Here is a 17,513-nt window from a genome sequence, read left to right on the forward strand (position 1 = left end):
TCGCTTATGCGCCGGCGCGCAGTATTATTCTCGCTCAGTCAGGGGTGACGCCCGAATCTCGAATCACCGGGCGCCAGACATCAAACTCCTTTTGGACAAATTGCGCAAACTGTGCCGACGGGACGAAGTCGATGGTTGTTACCATCTTGCTGAGCCGGTTTTTGATGTCCGGGTCCTTCAGCACTTTCTCGACTGCATTCTGCATCTGAATAACGGTAGCAGTCTGAGTCTTGGCAGGGAACCACAGCCCGAACCAAAGCTCAGTGTTGGCTCCCTTGATGCCTTGCTCGTTGATCGTCGGTACCTCTGGGGCCAGCGACGATCGCTCGCCACTAAATGTGCCAAGAACGCGAAGTCGGCCGGCGCGGTGGTGTTCAATGTACTCCGCCAAGCCATCCACGCCCGACTGTACGTGCCCCCCCAGCAAGTCGCTCACCAGCGGTGCACCGCCCTTATAAGGGATATTCGTCCATTCGATCCCCGCAGCCTTAGCAAACCGCTGCCCGGTCAAATGACCAAGACTACCGGGCCCGTTGCTACCGTAACTGGTATCTTCCTTATGAGCCTTTGCGTAGCTAACCAGGTCCTTGACATTCTTCAAGGGCGAGTTGGTCGGCACCGCAACTGCCACTGGCATTGTGGCGATCTTTGCAACCGGTGAAAAATCCCTGACAAGGTCATAGTTAATCTTTCCCGAATAGATGATTGACTGCAGGATCAGAGTATTCGGAGCAATCATCATCACTGAGCCGTCGGCCGGCATGGCTTTCACCTGGCTGGCCGCAATACGTCCGCTGGCTCCCGGCTTGTTGTCGACAATGACTGGTCTGCCCAGGGGATCCTTCAGTTTGTCTGCCAACAGGCGTGCAATGTGGTCGACACTCCCTCCGGCGGGGAAGCCTACAACGATAGTGAGCGGTTTCACCGTTTGCGAATTTGCGCCGAACGTCGAGAACGTCAACATCGCCCCAACGGCTAGATGCTTCCCGACCATTTTTTTGCCAAAAAACTTCATTCCTCTATCCTCCTCCACATTTCTAATATAGTTGACTACCTGTCCATTCCAGGAAATAACAAAACTCATCCATCTGCTGCCACCAGCAATGGTGGTTGCTTGAATCGATGTTCATGGACTACTACCCGAATCCGCATCAAGGTATTCCGCCTGTTACTTTAAGGCTAGTAGGAAGATTTTCATTGCGAAATATACTCAAATCACCTTTGAACCAAAGGAAATAGTGGTCGCAAGACTGCGTGACGCCCCCATGGCGAGAGCAAGCCCTCGCGCATCAAATCTGCGTCACAACACCATTCTTGAATCTCATTCAAAACTGCTGGTCCAAAATTCCGCTACTGGACTGTGGTCGAGTGTGCGCACAATGATTGCACTAAAGATTGTGAGCATATTCATGTATTCCTTCGACGAGGTCATTGACCGTACCGAGACAAACTCCATGAAGTGGGCAGGCGCAAGAGGCAGGCTGACCCCCGCGCAGCTGGTCGCCGATCCGTTGCCCATGTGGATCGCCGATATGGACTTCCGCGTTCCACGGCCAATCCGTGCAGCGCTAGCAAAGGAGGTGAAATTCGGGGTCTTCGGCTACACACAGGTGTCCGACGGATACATCGAAGCGGTGCTTGAATGGCAGGCAAAGCGATTTGGGTGGTCGCCACGGTCGGAGTGGCTAGTACCGGCCGTCGGTGTTGTGAATGCGCTAAATATGGCCGTCCAGGCGTTCTCAGACCCGGGCGATTATGTGATGGTGCAGCCGCCGGTTTACATTCACTTTCATCACGATGTTCTTATCAATGGTCGCAGACTGCTTGAAGTTCCATTGACATCCACCGCTGACGGCTATGAGTTCGACCCCGACAAGTTCGAAGCCGCGATACGACCTGGCACAAAACTGTTCATTCTATGTAACCCGCACAATCCCACCGGGAATGTCTGGACACGCGAAGAACTACTCCAGATGGGTGAGATTTGCCGGCGACATAATATTATTGTCGTTTCAGATGAAATTCATCAGGATTTCGTCTTCGATCACGATAAAAAACACATCCCGTTTGCTAGCCTAGACCCAGAACTTGCAGATAGCTGCATCGTTTGCACGTCACCGAGTAAGACTTTCAATACCGCCGGGCTTCAGTGTGCGAACATCCTTATTCCGAATGAACGCCTTCGTACGGCATTCATCGCACAATCGGAGAGATGCGGAGTGAAACTCCTGAACAATCTCGGACCTGTGGCCTGCGAGGCAGCATATCGGCATTGTGCGCCCTGGGTCGACGCCATGCTTGACTATGTTGCGGAAAACCAGCGGCACTTTGCCGCACGTGTTAGGGAGCTCGACCTACCATTGCGTGTGATGCCGACGGGATCCCTTTACCTGGCATGGATAGACTGTCGAGCACTCGGATTATCCCCCTCGGAGCTTCACGACCAAATGATTCGACGCGCGCGCCTGTGGCTTGATCCGGGCTCGAAGTTTGGCTCCGCCGGCGAAGGCTTTATGCGCATTAACCTCGCGTGCCCGCGTAGCACTGTGGATGAGGCCTTGAACAGGCTGGCGAACGCATCGTTCTGATTCTTTGGCAAAAGAGGCGCAGGAGCTAGCGGTTTCGCATTTTTCGCTCGTGCGCAGTATCACGGTGGCTTGTCTACCCCCTAGGTAGTCAACTTGTGCTCTGAAGCGCTAGATCCCAAGGAGGAAGGTCACCGTAGCATTCCGCGATGAAATCGATGAAGTCACGAACCAGATAGTTCGCATACTTTGACTTGTAATACATAGCGTACAAGACATGTTCGATGGCCGACCTATATTCCGGTACAACTTGAACTAGCTGCCTACGGAGAATGTCGGATGAAACAAGGTACGTCGGTAGGCATGCCACCCCATGTCCAAGTAGTGCCGCCTCTCGCAGTGCGAGACTGGAGTTCGCTGTTAGCTTCGGCTTCACAGTGACTTGGTGAATCTCCTTGTCACGCCGGAATGTCCAGGCGCCGCGAGGTGTCATGTCGGGGTAGACCAAGCATTGATGGTTGCTTAGGTCCTCTGGGGTCGAGACGGCATCGTGGCGGCTAATGTATTCTGGCGATGCACAGTAGACCCAACGAATAACAGAAAGCTTTCGTGCGGCGTACCCCCAGTCCGTTCCGGCGGTAATCCTAAGTGCAATGTCATAGCTTCCTTCGGCAAGATTCACGCAGTGATCGTCCAAGGCAACATCGACTTCCACATGAGGATTTCCGTCGATGTAGCGTGCGATCCACGGTGTCAGCTGACTGCATCCAAACGCTAGGGAGCAGGTTACGCGCAGCCTCCCTTCAACTCGTCCCTGAATGCTGCGCGCTGTGTCAAACGTCGCTTCTAGGTCCGTAAGCAAGTCATTCGCCTTTTCAAGAATAGCGCGACCGCTTTCAGTCAAGGTCAGATTACGAGTAGTACGCTTGATTAGCAGAACGCCAAGTCGCTCTTCGAGTTGAGCCAAGCTTTTGCTAACCGCAGATGGAGTCAGGCTCAACGCGCGGGCTGCGGCAGAAAGACTGCCCGATTCCGCAATTCGAACGAACACAGTCAATTGGGTAAGCGAAGCAAATGATCTCAATGGACGACCTCAGCGCATGGTACTAGCGAGCCAGGAAATGGTGATGGTATGCCGATATGAGTGGTACGAAGGCTCAGACTGCCGAGGAAAAAAACTGAGAGTGGCGCGAGCGTCGCTTCCCGCTTCAGCGATAAGTCGAGAAATGGCTTCCCATTCCGGCAATTCGACCCTGAAAGGTTGAGTTGTGAAAAATCCTCATAATTCGATTGTGTTTTCTTCTCTTTTCACAATCAATTGAATTTGTCCTCAACGCCCTGGTGCGACGACTTGGTCGTGTTCGGCACAATGGCCGTAAGTTCATTTGTCTCATGCTGAAGTGGCGCGATGTCCGTCGCGCCAAGAACCACCCAGCCCCGGCGGATCACTCATATGCACAGCTACGTCCGTGACTGATTGCCGATCAAGTCAACTAACAATAGCGCCCCAGAAACTGGCGTACTCTATCGGTGTCAGGTGCCGTGAAGAACTTCTCGGAAGGATAAGCATCAATCTTGTGGGACATCCCTACTTTGTCTAGCAGCGTGCACGCCCGCGTCACGGCCTTGTCGCGTGCCACACGCTGCACGTGAACCGGCGCTTCAATCACGTTCTCCAATACCGTCAGTCTTTCGCAAACACGGCTTGGAATGCCTCGACAACCGGCATGCCGCCTCGGAAACCATCTCCGGCACTGGCAGACCGGGGTCCGCACCAGCCGAATGCCTTGCCGGAAGCCTATCTCGCGGCGCTAGCGTGCAAAAATCTCCGAATTCTGAGGCGCCCCTCACAGAGCGATCCACGGTGGACGCTGGGATCTGCGACGGCCCCTATCCACCAACCCGAAAAAATTCCTTACTCTGCCCCGCATTGACCGCCCGCCGCAGCCAGTCCGGCATGTCGCCCTGCCCGTCCCAGCGCTGCCCTGCGGCGTTGCGGTAGCAGACCACTGGCGCTGGTGCCGGCGCGCCCTGCTTTTCGTCCTGCTGTTCGTCCGGTTTTGTGCCTGGCGCCGCCTCGTCGGTCGGCGCCGGGCCGCCGGCCTTGCGCCGCCGCCCGCCACCACCCTCCGCCCGCCCGGGTGGCGCCACCCGCAATTCTGCCAGCAGCTGGCGCGCCAGCGCCGCCTCGGCCTCGGCCCGTTCGGCCCGGCGCTGCGCCGCGCCCAGCTCCGCCTGCACCGCGTCCAGGTCGTGCGCCGCTTTGCGCTGCGCCTGCTCGGCGGCCGCGAGCCGATCGGCGAGCGCCGCGGCTTGGGCCTCGAGTCGGGCCCGGACCTCGGCCTGGGTCACCGCCGCGTCGCGGGCCTCGCTGCGCGCCGCCACCAGTTCGCCGCGCACGAGCGCGCCCGCGAGCCGGTGAACCTCGCCCAGGAACGGGCCGAGGCCAGTGAGCGACGGAGCTTGCGCGAACTGGACGCGGAGCGGACCGCGCGCCAGCAGAGCGAGCGCACGGCACGAGCTCGGTCGAGAATTGGGTACGCAATTCCGCCAGCTGCCGCCCGGCAGCGTCCAGCTCCGCCCGCCCCGCTTCCAGCCGGGCCTGGGTCGCGGCATGGGCCTGGCGCTCCGCGGCCAGGTCCGCCTGCACGGCGTCGTGCACCTCGCGCGACTCGGCCAGCTGCGCAGTGATGGCGGCCACCTCCTCCCGGGCCGCCGCGGTCTCGGCCCGTACCGCGTCTCGCTCGGCTTCAGCGGCGCTGGCCGCATCGCGGGCCTCGGCGCGCAGCGTGGCGAGTTCGCCAGTGGCGGCCTCGTTGGCCGCCTGCCAGATCGTCTTGATGGCCTCGGCGGCCACCTGTTTCAGGGCGTCCGGCAGGTCGGGATGGTCGATGGTGACACGCGTGCGCCCGCGCAGCTCCTGCCAGAACGCCTGCAGCACCTCTGCCGGCGTGGCCATGCTGCCCTTGCGCACCAGGCTGCGTCGAGGGGCGCGAATATTGCCTATTTTAGATCCATTAAATCACTTTCCAGGTGGAGACTGCGCCTTTGGGGCCACTTGTTAACCGCTATCGGCGCAAACTATGAAGGAACGAGTCGAAGTTAAGGGTTACCCCTATTTTACTTCGATATTTGAATCGGTTCAAATTGAACCGGTTCAGATGGTCAAAGAACCCTCGCCACTAGGAGACAGACTCATGCACCGCTCGACCTTCTTGCGCGCCGCCATTGGCGCTCTCACTTTCTGCGCTTTCACTGCCCATGCCGCAGCCGATGACTACCCCACTCGGCCCGTCGAACTGCTTGTTCCCTTCGCCGTCGGCGGCGGAACCGACGCGGTCGCACGAGCCTTCGCCGATACCGCGGGACGAAAGCTTTCTCACGGAATGATTGTGGTCAACAGACCGGGCGCCGCCGGTGCCATCGGACACCAGGAAGGCGCCAGAGCGCCGGCCGATGGCTACAAACTGACCATGGTGACGCCGGAGATTAACCTGGCCTATCTGCAGGGAATCGGCAAAGCACGGTCCCAGGACTACACCTACATCGCGCGACTGAACGTCGATCCGATCGTGCTCATCGTGCCTACGAACTCGCCGTTCAAGACGCTGGAAGATGTGCTGGCCAAGGCCAAGGCAAAGCCGGGCCAAGTCGCGCTTGCAAATTCGGGTAAAGGCGCGACGTATCACCTGGCGGCCGTCGCCTTGGAGGAAAAAACCGGTCTCACCTTCAACAACATTCCGTATGTCGGGGCCGGCCCTGAGATGACCGCGATCTTGGGGAATCAAGTCGAAGGTGGCTTTGCGACGACCGGCGAAGCCGGGAACTATGTCAAGGCTGGCAAGTTCCGCCTGCTTGGCGTCATGGCACCGCAGCGCCTCAAGGACTTCCCGGATGTCCCGACCTTCAAGGAGCGCGGCATTGACCTCCAACTGGGAACCTGGCGCGCCTTGGCCGTGCCGAAGGGAACGCCTCCCGCAGTCATCGCGAAGCTGAAGGACGTCGCCCAGAAAGCGAGCCAAGACCCGAAATACCAGCAGTTCTTCAAGAACCAATTCCTTGGCATGGTCTATGAAGATGGCGACAAGCTCGCGCCCGAACTCGACCGCGAATTCAAGTTCTACAGCGACATCGTCGCAAAGCTGCAGCTGAAGTAAGGAACACCGTGATACGCGACAAGACGATGAGTCCCGCCGAAGCTGCCCTCGTGGTCGACGACGGCGCGACGGTCGCCGTGACGGGCTCGGGTGGGGGGGTGGTCGAGCCCGATGCCATCTTCGAGGCCATCGAGCGGCGGTTCCGCAACGCCGAGGGGGCTGCCGGTCTAACGTTGGTCCACTCCCTGGGACTGGGGGACAGAAACCAGCGCGGCTCGAACCGTTTCGCCCACGATGGCATGGTGCGCCGCGTCGTCGGTGGTCACTGGACCTGGTCGCCGCGAATGCAGGCTTTGGCCAAAGACAACCGCCTGGAAGCCTATGCACTGCCGGGCGGTGTCATCGCCCACCTGCTGCGCGAGATCGGCGCAGGCCGCCCGGGCCTGATCACCCACGTAGGCCTTGGGACCTTCGTTGACCCGCGCAATGGCGGTGGCCGGATGAACGCTGCGGCCAAGGAGGACGTGGTTGAACTGCTCCAACTCGACGGCCGGGAATACCTCCGGTACAAGCCCTTCACGGTCGATGTTGGCATAATCCGAGGCACCTTTGCCGACACCGCCGGCAACATCTCGCTGGAGGAAGAACCAGCGGACCTGGACGGCTACGCCGTGGCGCTCGCAGCCCACAACAGCGGTGGCAAAGTTATCGCCCAAGTGCGCGAAGTCGTTCCAGCGGGCCAGCTCAATCCCCGCAATGTTGCCATCCCGGGCGCGCTGGTCGACGCGGTGGTCGTCGTGCCGGAGCAGATGCAAACCTACCGGGGCCGATTCGATCCGTCGCTGGTTGGTCGTGGCGGAGAATTCCGCAAGCCGCAGGCATCGACGGACCCCCTCAAGAGAATCATTGCGCGTCGCGCCGCCCTCGAACTCCGGCCGGGCGACAGCCTGAACTTCGGATTCGGCGCTTCAGCACAGGTCGCCTCCCTCATCGCCGAACGGGGAAAGTCTGACGACTACTGCTTGACCATCGAGCAAGGCATTCACGGCGGCCACATGATCGATGATGACCTCTTCGGCATGGCGCATCATCCCTCGGTCATCATCGACTCGCCCTCCCAATTCGATTTCTACAGCGGTGGTGGGCTGGACATGGCCTTCTTGGGCATGGCCGAAATGGATGGCGCGGGCAACGTCAACGTGTCGAAGCTCAACGGTAACGTCAACGGACCAGGTGGATTCATCGACATCTCCCAGAACGCCAAGACCGTTGTCTTTTGCGGCACCTTCGATGCAAAGGGCAGTCAGGTCAACATCGAGAATGGCCAAGTCCAAGTGCAACAACACGGCCGCATTCGCAAGCTGGTCAACGAGGTGTCCCAAGTCACGTTTAGTGGCCAGCAAGCTCTGAGCCGTGGCCAGCGAGTTCTGTATGTGACCGAGCGTGCCACATTCGAATTGAAGGCCGAAGGCGTGGAACTGATCGAACTGGCCCCCGGCGTGAATCTCCAGCGAGACGTCCTATCGCAGATGGACTTCGCCCCCGTCGTTCGCGCCGTCCGTACCTACGACGTGGAGGTAATGCAATGAGTGAACTGCTCATCAGCGTGGAAAACCGGGGGGCAGTCCGCATCATTACGATGACCGGCATGCCGCGCCGAGGCAATCCCATGTCTCCGGAGCTGGGACGGGCACTGCTGGGCGCCCTATCGGAAGCGATGGTTGACGCTCAGGTGCGCAGCGTCGTCCTTGCTGGCACGCCTACCCATTTCTGCGTCGGCGCCAACCTGGTCGACGTCGCCAAGCTCCAAGGCGTCCAGGCAATTCTGAATGGCTGGCTCGATGACCTGGACACTATCCGCCGGATGCCTAAGCCGATCATTGCTGCGGTGCGTGGATATGCAGTCGGTGGCGGCTTCGAGCTCGCGCTGTACTGCGACCTCATCGTGGCTGCAGAAGACGCGCGCTTCGCCTTGCCCGAGACCGGCATTGGCGTCATCGCCGGTCAGGGTGGAAGCCAACGGCTGATCGGCCTGGCAGGCCGCGCCATCGCGGCCGACTTGATCCTGACTGGGCGTGAACTGTCTGGCGTGGAGGCCAAGAACTACGGCATTGCAGCGCGCGCTGTTCCAACCAGCGAAGTTGTAGAGACCGCCATCGGTATGGCGGAAGCCATTGCGCAGCGCAGTGCTCCCGCTGTTGCCTTCGCACGCGAGGTAATCCTGGAGGCGTCCGAGGGGTCGTTGCGGCAATCGCTTCGCATAGAACGACTGCTTGCGGCTGTGGTGCTTGACACCACCGAAGCCAAGACCCGCATCGGCAACTTCCTCGAACGACGCAGCGCACCGAAGCCAACTGGGGATCGATCATGAGGCCCGAGCAACTCGACGGTTCCACGCAGCTCTACGGGATCGTGGGCGATCCGATAGCGGCCGTACGCTCTCCCGAGGTATTCAATGCCATGTTCTTGCAACGCGGCATCAACGCTGTGCTTGTGCCGATGCACGTCGGCGAGGAAGACATTCTTTCGGCGTGGGCCGGACTGTCCACGCTGCGGAACCTGCGGGGCCTTGTCATTACGATGCCCCACAAGGTGCGCCTTGCCGCATTCCTGGATGAGGTCGGAGCCGCTGGCCAGCTCGTAGGTGCCGTCAATGCGGCTCGCCGTGAGCCGGATGGCAGGTGGTCGGGCGACATGTTCGACGGCGTCGGATTTGTCGATGGGTTGCGCGATCAGGGTCACGACCCTTCAGGCTGGAGGGTGCGCCTTCTCGGCCTTGGCGGTGCAGGCGCTGCGATTGCCCTAGCTCTGGCCCAGGCCGGCGTTGCCCGTCTTTTGCTGCACGATCCCGATACGACGAAGCGGGACATGCTCTGCCGCCAACTGCAGGCGGCCTTTCCCGCGGCACGCATCACGACCGAGACGGCACCAGGAGAAGCCGTCGACGCAGTGGTGAACGCCACTCCCTTGGGGATGAAGAGCACAGATCCGCTTCCGTTCGATCCCGCCGAACTGCCGCGCGAAACGCTGATCGTGGACGTCATCACCAAGCCCGAGATCACACCGTTACTGCAGCGTGCGATCGACACCGGACATCGTACCCATTCCGGAAAGCACATGCACCTTGGTCAAGCCCGACGCGTTGCGCAGTTCTTCGGATATGAGTTGGACTGAGAACAGCACGCCTTCGCATGGCGAACCCGTGAGTTCGCATCTTTGCCTCTTGCAGTTTGAAAACGAAATTACATGTCAGTTAGCGACCAAGTAAGTCTGCTCCGCAATATGTTTGACGCCGCAGTGAGTCGCGCTCAGCCTGATCGCTGCATCGCGCAATTCCTGCCCACTCCGCCGATGGGGCGGACCATAGTTGTGGGCGCTGGCAAGGCATCGGCCGCGATGGCGCAGGCGTTGGAGAAGCACTGGTCTGCGCCAGTGAAGGGACTGGTCATTACTCGTTATGGCTACGCTGTTCCCTGCGAGCGCATCGAGATCGTAGAGGCTGCCCATCCTGTCCCGGATGAAGCAGGCCTGAAGGCAACCGAGCGTCTGCGGAAAATGGTTTCCGGTCTTTCCGAAGCGGATCTCGTTATTGCGCTAATCTCTGGAGGCGGCTCGTCGTTACTCGTAGCCCCAGGGGAAGGCATTACGTTGCAGGACAAGCAGGCAGTGAACGCCGCGCTACTGCAGTCCGGAGCAACGATCTCCGAAATGAACTGCGTCCGTCGCCATCTGTCCTCAATCAAGGGGGGACGCCTCGCCGCTGCATGCTATCCCGCACGAGTCATCACGCTACTCATCTCGGATGTCCCCGGGGATAAGCCAGTTGATATTGCATCGGGACCGACCGTTGCGGACGAATCGACCAGTGCCGATGCGCTTGCGATCCTTGAACGGTATCGCATCGCCGTCCCAGAAAACTTGCTGAATTACCTGCACCAGCCGCACTCGGAGAGCCTCAAGGCCGATGATGTGCGCCTTCGCAGGACGGAGGCGAGACTCATTACCACGCCGCAGGTCGCCTTGGAAGCCGCGGCTGAAGTCGCGCGCCAGGCCGGTTACGCGCCCTATATCCTCGGAGACAGCATTGAGGGCGAAGCGCGAGACTTGGGCCTCACGATGGCCGGTATCGCCAAGCAAGCCGCGTTGCGCGGACAGCCGTTCAAGGCTCCTTGCGCATTGCTGTCGGGCGGAGAGGCGACCGTAACCATTAAAGGCAACGGGCGTGGTGGTCGGAATGTCGAGTTCCTGCTGTCTCTTGCGGTGGCTCTCAATAAGCTGCCCGGTGTTCATGCAATTGCCGGCGACACGGATGGTGTTGACGGCGCCGAAGAAATTGCTGGCGCTTGCATCACGCCGTCCACGCTCGATCGGGCCTGGGCACTTGGCATCAACCCCCGCAAGAGCCTCGACAACAACGATGGCCATGGCTTCTTTCAAGCTATCGGCGATTCCGTTGTGACTGGCCCCACGCTCACGAACGTCAATGACTTCCGGGCAATCCTAATCGACAAAAGATAGGCCCGCCCAACTTGGCTCTGATCCTAAGTCGGTCGAACCCAGCACGGCCTTTTCCACCGGCTTGCTGATTACCTCAAGCTCGATTTCATGCTGCCGACTGCGTTCGAGGTCGGCAGCCTGCTTCCACCGCAAGCCCCGCCCCTTGCCTCAATATCGGAGTAAATAAGTGAGACGCATTCGAAATGCTAAGGTTGTAGCGACCCTCGGCCCGTCCAGTTCCTCGCGCGAGGTCATCAACGACCTCTTCCTGGCGGGCGCTGACGTGTTTCGGCTCAACTTCAGCCATGGTACTCATGAGGACCACGCGCAACGGCTGACGGAAATCCGGGCTGTTGAGAAGCAACATGGCCGCCCTATTGGCGTGCTACTCGACCTCCAAGGCCCCAAGCTTCGTATCGGCGCATTTGCTGGCGGAAAGGTATCACTGTCTGCCGGCGACAAGTTTCGCCTTGACCTCAGCGAGGCCGACGGGTCGGCGAGACGAGTGCATCTACCGCATCCGGAAATCTTCGCCGCCTTGCGAGAAGGCTCGGAACTGCTACTGGATGATGGCAAGATTCGACTGCGTGTGGATAGCCGCGGAGAAGACTTTGCCGAAACGACCGTCCTTAATGGCGGGCCACTGTCGAACCGGAAAGGGGTAAATGTTCCGGACGTGATGCTGCCGCTTTCTGCGATGACGGAGAAGGATCGTCGCGACCTGGAGTTCGGACTCGAGCTCGGTGTAGACTGGGTCGCGCTCTCCTTCGTGCAATGTCCAGAGGACGTTCGCGAAATCAAAAAGATCGTGAACGGTCGGGCTGGCGTCATTGCAAAGCTGGAAAAGCCGGCGGCGATTCAAAGCCTGGATGAGATTGTTCGCGAAGCGGATGCCGTCATGGTGGCACGAGGCGATCTCGGGGTGGAGATGCCCGCGGAGCAGGTGCCGTCACTCCAAAAGCAGATCATTCGGGCCTGTCGAAAGGCCGGCAAGCCTGTGATTGTGGCGACCCAGATGCTGGAGTCAATGATCGCTTCGCCGGTACCGACGCGGGCTGAAGCGTCGGACGTGGCGACCGCCGTCTACGACGGCGCCGACGCGGTCATGCTTTCCGCTGAGTCCGCATCAGGTCAGTACCCTGTGGAAGCCGTGCAGATGATGAACGGAATCATCAAGCGCACAGAGTCTGACCCCCTGTACCACGACGCCATCGAGGCCTCGCACACGCCGCCGAATCAACAAGTTGCTGATGCCATTAGCAACGCCGTGCGGCACATCGCGCAGTTGCTCAAGGTGCCAGCAGCCGTGGCCTATACGAGTTCCGGCTATTCCGCGCTTCGCATGGCGCGTGAGCGTCCCGCTGTCCCTATTGTCGGGATGACGCCTCTCGAATCCACTGCACGTCGTCTCGCCCTGGCCTGGGGCGTTCACGCCGTCCTGTGCCAGGAAGTGGAAGATGTCGTTGAGATGACGGATCTCGCGTGCCAAACAGTCTTGAAGGAGAAGTTTGGCAGCTCGGGACTGTCAATCGTTATATCGGCAGGTCTTCCGTTCACGGTAGCGGGAACCACCAACCTGTTGCGTATCGCGCAAATTCATTGACGTTTGAACGGTCTCTAAAACCAAGGACCTGCTGCCGCACGGGTTGAACGCCAGGACTGGGCGACGTTGGCATCGCGGCAGGACCTTCCGGCGCTTACACGGGTCGACGCAATCTCGGGAGTGGTTCGATAGTTCCGACGACGACGGTATTCCGACATGGCGGCCGTCGTCGCGGGATCGATAAAATGGCCCGCCACCGGGGCTACTACACATGCTAGGCGGCACGATCGAGATAGCCGACTGCTGATGGGTCGGCGACCCGCCATTTACCTCCTTCGCCGTCATACAGTCATTCAGGCGACCGGTTAGCGGACCTTCATGTTGAGTTGGCTGCTGGACGCGCGACTTCGCCAGAATGCAAGCTGATGTCCATTTCCAAGCCTATGGTCGAGTCTATCAGTAATGAGGAATGCATCGGCGTTGGCTCCGACGCGGTCACGCTAAGTGAACTCAACAGAGCAAGGTATGGCGTAGGCCTTCCTCTGGGCCTCCGGGTACGAGCGGCTCCGGTTCTTTGCTTAACTTTGCGACGTTCAGTTGTCAGGCTATTAGCGGCACGCCAATGACGCAAGATCTCGTTGCAGTCCAAGACGCTCGGTCGCATCATCTTTCGGCTACCGTTTCCATATCGACGCCAAGCTGCGCGATGAGCCATGTTACGAACGTACCGACCTTCGTAAGGTGCATCTCGTTCTGTCTGTAAGACAGGAAATGGGTTTCACGTGCGATTTGGGTGAACTGATCCTCGCCGAGGGCGACAAGATCGCCCCTGGCTAATTCACGCTCGGCCAGCCGGATGCTCTCAAGCGCGACACCCATGCCATCAACGGCCGCCGAAATCGCCAGCGCGCCGCGATCGAAGGATGCACGCGGACGCGTTGGACAGGCCATGCCATTAGCGCCAAACCAATCTGGCCAACTCACCCGGCTGAGTTGGGAATCGATCAGCGGAAGCTTTTCCATCTGATCCCGTAGCGACTCCCCGGCATTGATCAAGGCTGGAGAGCAAAGCGGAACGATGCGCTCCTTGCCCAAAGGACGAACGACCAGTCCTGCCCGTGTGTGCGCCGAACCATAGGTGATAGCGACATCGACCTCGCGCGCCTGTGTCAGGTCAATGGCTTCCGCGCCCGAAGACAGTCGGATCGTGATATCGCCATGCGTCTGCATAAACTGCGGCAGCCGTGGACCGAGCCATTTCACGGCAAAGCTGGGCGCGCAGTACACCGCCAGCACCTGTGACTGAGGAGCCAGCGCGACTTCGTTGCATGCAGCCTCGATGACATCGAACACCCGGGAAAGACTCTCCTGAAGGCGCTTGCCTTCTGGCGTGAGTTCCACGCGGCGAGTCCTTCTATCAAAAAGCTTGCGGCTGAAATACTCCTCGAGCTCCCGCACCTGGTGGCTGATCGCCGACTGGGTCAGATGCAGTTCCTTGGCCGCCAGAGTAAAGCTTTCCAGTCGGGCAGCGGCCTCGAAGGCTCGAAGCAGCACAAAATTTGGCACGCGCCTCATAAGACTCCAGCTATACATGAGTGTGGTTCATGTTTTCATGAACACCCATCGTTTGTCAACGCAGTCCCGGGCCACGACTATGAACACGTACCGCAGGCCCCGAACACGCCTTGCGAACACAAATAGTCCCTACACGGTTTTCAACGAGGAGTTGACATGGCAGCAGTACTCGAACGCGCCCCGCAAGTCTTTAACGAGCAGGAACGCACCTCCATTTATCAGCCGGAACAGATGGGGCTGATCTATCCGTCCGTGCCCAAGTTCGCGACGCCCGCAGAAGAGCGGCAGCATCGCAAAGAGCGTCTGGTCGCGGCCTGCCGCGCCTTCGCGCTGGAACGTCTGGACTACGGCTTCGCGGGGCACCTGACGGTGCGCGACCCGGAGCATCCGGAACTCTACTGGACCAATCCGATGGCGGTGCATTTTGCACAGGTGAACGTCTCGAATCTGATCTGCGCAGACCACGAAGGCCGCGTGGTCGAGGGCGATTACGCCATCAACCGCGCCGGTTTTGTGCTCCACGCCGCCGTTCACGAGATGCACCAGGACATCGTAGCGATGTGCCATGCCCACACCGAATATGGCACTGCCTTTGCCTCGCTGGGCAAGGGCATCGAACCGATTACCCAGGACGCATGTGCGTTCTATGAAGACCACGTCGTGATCGGCGACGAGGCGGGCAAGGTTGCGGTGGAGGTTAAGGGCGGCCACAAGGTAGCCAACGCCTTCCGCGGTGTGAAGGCCGCCATTCACCAGAACCATGGCCTGCTTACGGCAAGCCGCCACAGCATTGAAGCGGCGGCCTTCTGGTTTATCGCGCTGGAGCGTTGCTGCAAGCAGCAGCTGATGATCGAAGCGACTGGCGCCAAGACTCATCTGGTGACGCCCGAGCGCGCGCGCTACAGCCGCGAACACGTCGGCAGCGACTACATCGGCTGGCTGCACTTCCAACCGATCTGGGATCACCTGCGCCTCACCCAGCCGGACATGTTCGATTAAGCAATTGCCTCACCAAAGGTCACGCCCCGTGACCTTACAGGCCGCATGTCCAGCAGCGCGATGCTGACGCGGCCTCCTCTGCATCGATAAATACAGCCCCCAAGGAGACACCCCATGCAAACACCAGTGAGCGTGGTGACGCCCTACGTCGCCACCGAATCGGAAACGTATTCCAAGGTCATGTGGCGGCTATTGCCGTTCCTGTTTCTCTGCTACATGTGCGCATACCTGGACCGCATTAACGTGGGGTACGCGAAGCTGCAGATGATGCAGGACCTTGGGCTTAGCGATGCCGTCTACGGCCTTGGCGCGGGGATCTTCTTCGTGGGCTACCTCCTGTTCGAAGTCCCCAGCAACCTCATCCTGTTACGGGTGGGCGCCAGGCGGTGGATCGCCCGCATCATGATCACGTGGGGCCTGATCTCTGCCGCCATGATGTTCGTCAAAACGCCGACAAGCTTCTACATCATGCGCTTTTTGCTTGGGGTGGCCGAAGCCGGCTTCATCCCGGCCATCCTGCTTTATCTGACCTACTGGTTCCCGTCATCTCGCCGTAGCAAGGTGACTGCGCTGTTCCTGACAGGTATTCCCATGTCCGGCGTCGTTGGCGGCCCGCTGTCTGGCTGGATCATGAGCGCCATGCACGGCTCGCACGGCTGGGCCGGATGGCAGTGGCTGTTCTTGCTGGAAGGCATTCCCACAGTTCTTGTCGGCATCGTCGCGTACTTCTATCTCGACGACAAAATCTCGGACGCGAAGTGGCTGAGTTCGTCCCAGAAAACGATGATCGAAACCAATCTGGCTGCAGAGAGCCGTGGTCACGCCCTGCACTCGGTGCGGGACGGGCTGACCAATCCGAAGATTCTGCTCCTCAGCTTGATCTACTTCTTTTTTACCATGGGGCTCTACGGCGTCAGCTTCTGGCTGCCGACGATCGTCAAGGCAAGCGGCGTTTCCAATCCGCTGGACATCGGCCTGCTGTCAGCCATTCCGTACGCCGCCGCGACTGTTTCGATGATTCTCGTGGGTCAAAGCTCGGATACCCGGGGTGAACGTCGCTGGCATCTGGCGATACCAGGTGCGCTCGGGGCTCTGGGTCTGTGCTTTAGCGTAGCCTATGCCAACAATACGGCCATTGCGATGTTTGCGCTGACCATTGGCACGATGGGAATCATGACGACGATTTCCCAGTTCTGGACCTTGCCGCCCGCGATTCTCGGCGGTGCGGCCGCCGCAGCCGGTATTGCTCTCGCCAACTCGGTGGGCAGCATCTCCGGCGTCATCAGCCCGTATCTCATTGGCTGGGTCCAGACATCAACCGGTACCACTGGCAATGGCGTGCTTGTCCTGGCCGCGAGTCTGATCATCGGCGCGCTGCTCGTGTTCACCGTGCCTGCGCAACTGGTCAACATTGGCAGCCGCCGATAACAACTGGGACGATATGGATCAGGCCGTCTGACGGGTGTCCCCGATGTACTCGTCAAGGCGGCTGATCAGATTTTCCCGGGCGCGCGTCGTATGCAGATCGGTCAGCTCAGCCGCGCGTGCGGCGTCGCCCGCAGCAATGGCTTCCGCGATGGCCTCGTGTTCGTCCCAGATCGTCTTGCGTTGCTGCGCGGACGATTGCAGAACGGCCCCCATGGCGCGGCGGAGATGAACCCAATAGTTCTGCGCGCTCTGTTCGAGGAACGGATTGCCTGCCGCACGATAGATGGCGTGATGAAATTCCATGTCTGCATCGATCATGGCCTTGACGTCCTTGCCCTGCGTCGCACGCCGGCCGTTAGCAATGATCTTCGGATCGACCTTGAAGTGCCGCTTCGCCGCGAGTCGGGCAGCCAGGGCATCCAGCGAACCACGAATCTCGTAGAGGTGCCCGATCGACTCTGCATCCAACGGAGTGACCAGCACCCCCCGACCCGGGGCATCTTGCACGAACCCGTCTTTCTTCAGGATGCGGAGCGCCTGAATGACCGGCGAACGCGACACCTGCATCTGCTCGGCGATTTCTTCCTGGGTCAGGCGCGTCCCAGGAGCAAGCGTCCCATCGCTGATGGCGTCGAGAAGCATCTTGTACACCTCATCGACGAAATCGGGCCGGGCTTGAATCTTGGGAAATGTGGTCGCCATGGTAACTGCCTTCTGAACTCTGTATCCAGTTCATTGTGGTGGAGCCGGCCGTTCAATGCAATTGGATTCAGAGTCCGCACGATGTACTTGACTTTGGCTTGATCCAACGCCAACAATTTGAACTCTGAATACAGAGTTCAGAGTTCG

The 17,513-nt window shown here is 59.6% G+C and carries 13 protein-coding genes and 2 pseudogenes; 9 read left to right on the plus strand and 6 right to left on the minus strand.

What is annotated here, in order from left to right; genetic code table 11:
• Positions 1 to 34: 34 nt before the first annotated feature.
• Entirely contained in the window at positions 35 to 1,084 is a 1,050-nt protein-coding gene (locus tag ACAD63_RS35100; RefSeq protein ID WP_434034865.1) for a Bug family tripartite tricarboxylate transporter substrate binding protein, read from the minus strand.
• A gap of 325 nt (positions 1,085 to 1,409) precedes the next feature.
• Between ACAD63_RS35100 and ACAD63_RS35105 the strand changes: the two genes are divergently transcribed.
• On the plus strand, positions 1,410 to 2,588 hold the full coding sequence (locus tag ACAD63_RS35105) for a MalY/PatB family protein (protein ID WP_434034866.1): 1,179 nt from the start codon (positions 1,410 to 1,412) through the stop codon (positions 2,586 to 2,588).
• A gap of 88 nt (positions 2,589 to 2,676) precedes the next feature.
• On the opposite strand, the gene ACAD63_RS35110 is transcribed toward ACAD63_RS35105, so the two are convergent.
• The 3 genes and pseudogenes from ACAD63_RS35110 to ACAD63_RS35120 all read right to left on the minus strand — a co-directional run.
• Positions 2,677 to 3,609 carry a LysR family transcriptional regulator gene (locus tag ACAD63_RS35110; RefSeq protein WP_434034867.1) on the minus strand — a complete coding sequence of 311 codons (933 nt, stop codon included), beginning with the start codon at positions 3,607 to 3,609 and terminating at the stop codon, positions 2,677 to 2,679.
• 806 nt (positions 3,610 to 4,415) lie between these two features.
• Positions 4,416 to 4,550, minus strand: a pseudogene (locus ACAD63_RS35115) (H-NS family nucleoid-associated regulatory protein); the annotation flags it as partial.
• 62 nt (positions 4,551 to 4,612) lie between these two features.
• Positions 4,613 to 5,505 (minus strand): annotated as a pseudogene (locus tag ACAD63_RS35120) (DNA-binding protein); the annotation flags it as partial.
• Positions 5,506 to 5,722: 217 nt separating this feature from the next.
• Between ACAD63_RS35120 and ACAD63_RS35125 the strand changes: the two are divergent.
• From ACAD63_RS35125 to pyk, 6 genes are all read left to right on the plus strand, one after another.
• Entirely contained in the window at positions 5,723 to 6,682 is a 960-nt protein-coding gene (locus tag ACAD63_RS35125) for a Bug family tripartite tricarboxylate transporter substrate binding protein (RefSeq protein WP_434034868.1), read from the plus strand.
• A gap of 26 nt (positions 6,683 to 6,708) precedes the next feature.
• On the plus strand, positions 6,709 to 8,211 hold the full coding sequence (locus ACAD63_RS35130; protein ID WP_434034869.1) for an acyl CoA:acetate/3-ketoacid CoA transferase: 1,503 nt from the start codon (positions 6,709 to 6,711) through the stop codon (positions 8,209 to 8,211).
• Positions 8,208 to 8,993 carry an enoyl-CoA hydratase/isomerase family protein gene (locus tag ACAD63_RS35135; RefSeq protein WP_434034870.1) on the plus strand — a complete coding sequence of 262 codons (786 nt, stop codon included), beginning with the start codon at positions 8,208 to 8,210 and terminating at the stop codon, positions 8,991 to 8,993. The genes ACAD63_RS35130 and ACAD63_RS35135 overlap by 4 nt, the downstream gene beginning before the upstream one ends.
• Positions 8,990 to 9,796, plus strand: a complete 807-nt coding sequence (locus ACAD63_RS35140; protein WP_434034871.1) for a shikimate dehydrogenase family protein — start codon at positions 8,990 to 8,992, stop codon at positions 9,794 to 9,796. Before ACAD63_RS35135 ends, ACAD63_RS35140 begins: the two co-directional genes overlap by 4 nt.
• Positions 9,797 to 9,868: 72 nt before the next feature.
• Positions 9,869 to 11,140, plus strand: coding sequence for a glycerate kinase type-2 family protein (locus ACAD63_RS35145; protein WP_434034872.1), 1,272 nt, complete (start codon positions 9,869 to 9,871; stop codon positions 11,138 to 11,140).
• A gap of 166 nt (positions 11,141 to 11,306) precedes the next feature.
• Complete coding sequence (gene pyk, locus ACAD63_RS35150; RefSeq protein ID WP_434034873.1) at positions 11,307 to 12,722, plus strand: pyruvate kinase; 1,416 nt, start codon at positions 11,307 to 11,309, stop codon at positions 12,720 to 12,722.
• Between the two features lie 603 nt (positions 12,723 to 13,325).
• Here the strand turns inward: pyk and ACAD63_RS35155 are convergent.
• Positions 13,326 to 14,237 (minus strand): LysR substrate-binding domain-containing protein, encoded by a 912-nt coding sequence (locus ACAD63_RS35155; RefSeq protein WP_434034874.1) that lies wholly within the window; start codon positions 14,235 to 14,237, stop codon positions 13,326 to 13,328.
• Between the two features lie 156 nt (positions 14,238 to 14,393).
• Here ACAD63_RS35155 and ACAD63_RS35160 point away from each other — a divergent pair, with 156 nt between their 5' ends.
• Together ACAD63_RS35160 and ACAD63_RS35165 are read left to right on the plus strand one after the other, a co-directional pair.
• Positions 14,394 to 15,236, plus strand: coding sequence for a class II aldolase/adducin family protein (locus ACAD63_RS35160; protein ID WP_434034875.1), 843 nt, complete (start codon positions 14,394 to 14,396; stop codon positions 15,234 to 15,236).
• Between the two features lie 114 nt (positions 15,237 to 15,350).
• Positions 15,351 to 16,664: an MFS transporter gene (locus ACAD63_RS35165; RefSeq protein ID WP_434034876.1), complete on the plus strand. Its 1,314-nt coding sequence runs from the start codon at positions 15,351 to 15,353 to the stop codon at positions 16,662 to 16,664.
• A gap of 18 nt (positions 16,665 to 16,682) precedes the next feature.
• Here ACAD63_RS35165 and ACAD63_RS35170 read toward each other — a convergent pair whose 3' ends face one another.
• Positions 16,683 to 17,366 carry a GntR family transcriptional regulator gene (locus ACAD63_RS35170; RefSeq protein ID WP_434034877.1) on the minus strand — a complete coding sequence of 228 codons (684 nt, stop codon included), beginning with the start codon at positions 17,364 to 17,366 and terminating at the stop codon, positions 16,683 to 16,685.
• Positions 17,367 to 17,513: the final 147 nt, after the last annotated feature.

Origin of the sequence: Cupriavidus sp. a3 (genome assembly GCF_051015765.1) — a bacterium.
In the GTDB taxonomy this organism is placed as follows: domain Bacteria; phylum Pseudomonadota; class Gammaproteobacteria; order Burkholderiales; family Burkholderiaceae; genus Cupriavidus; species Cupriavidus oxalaticus_A.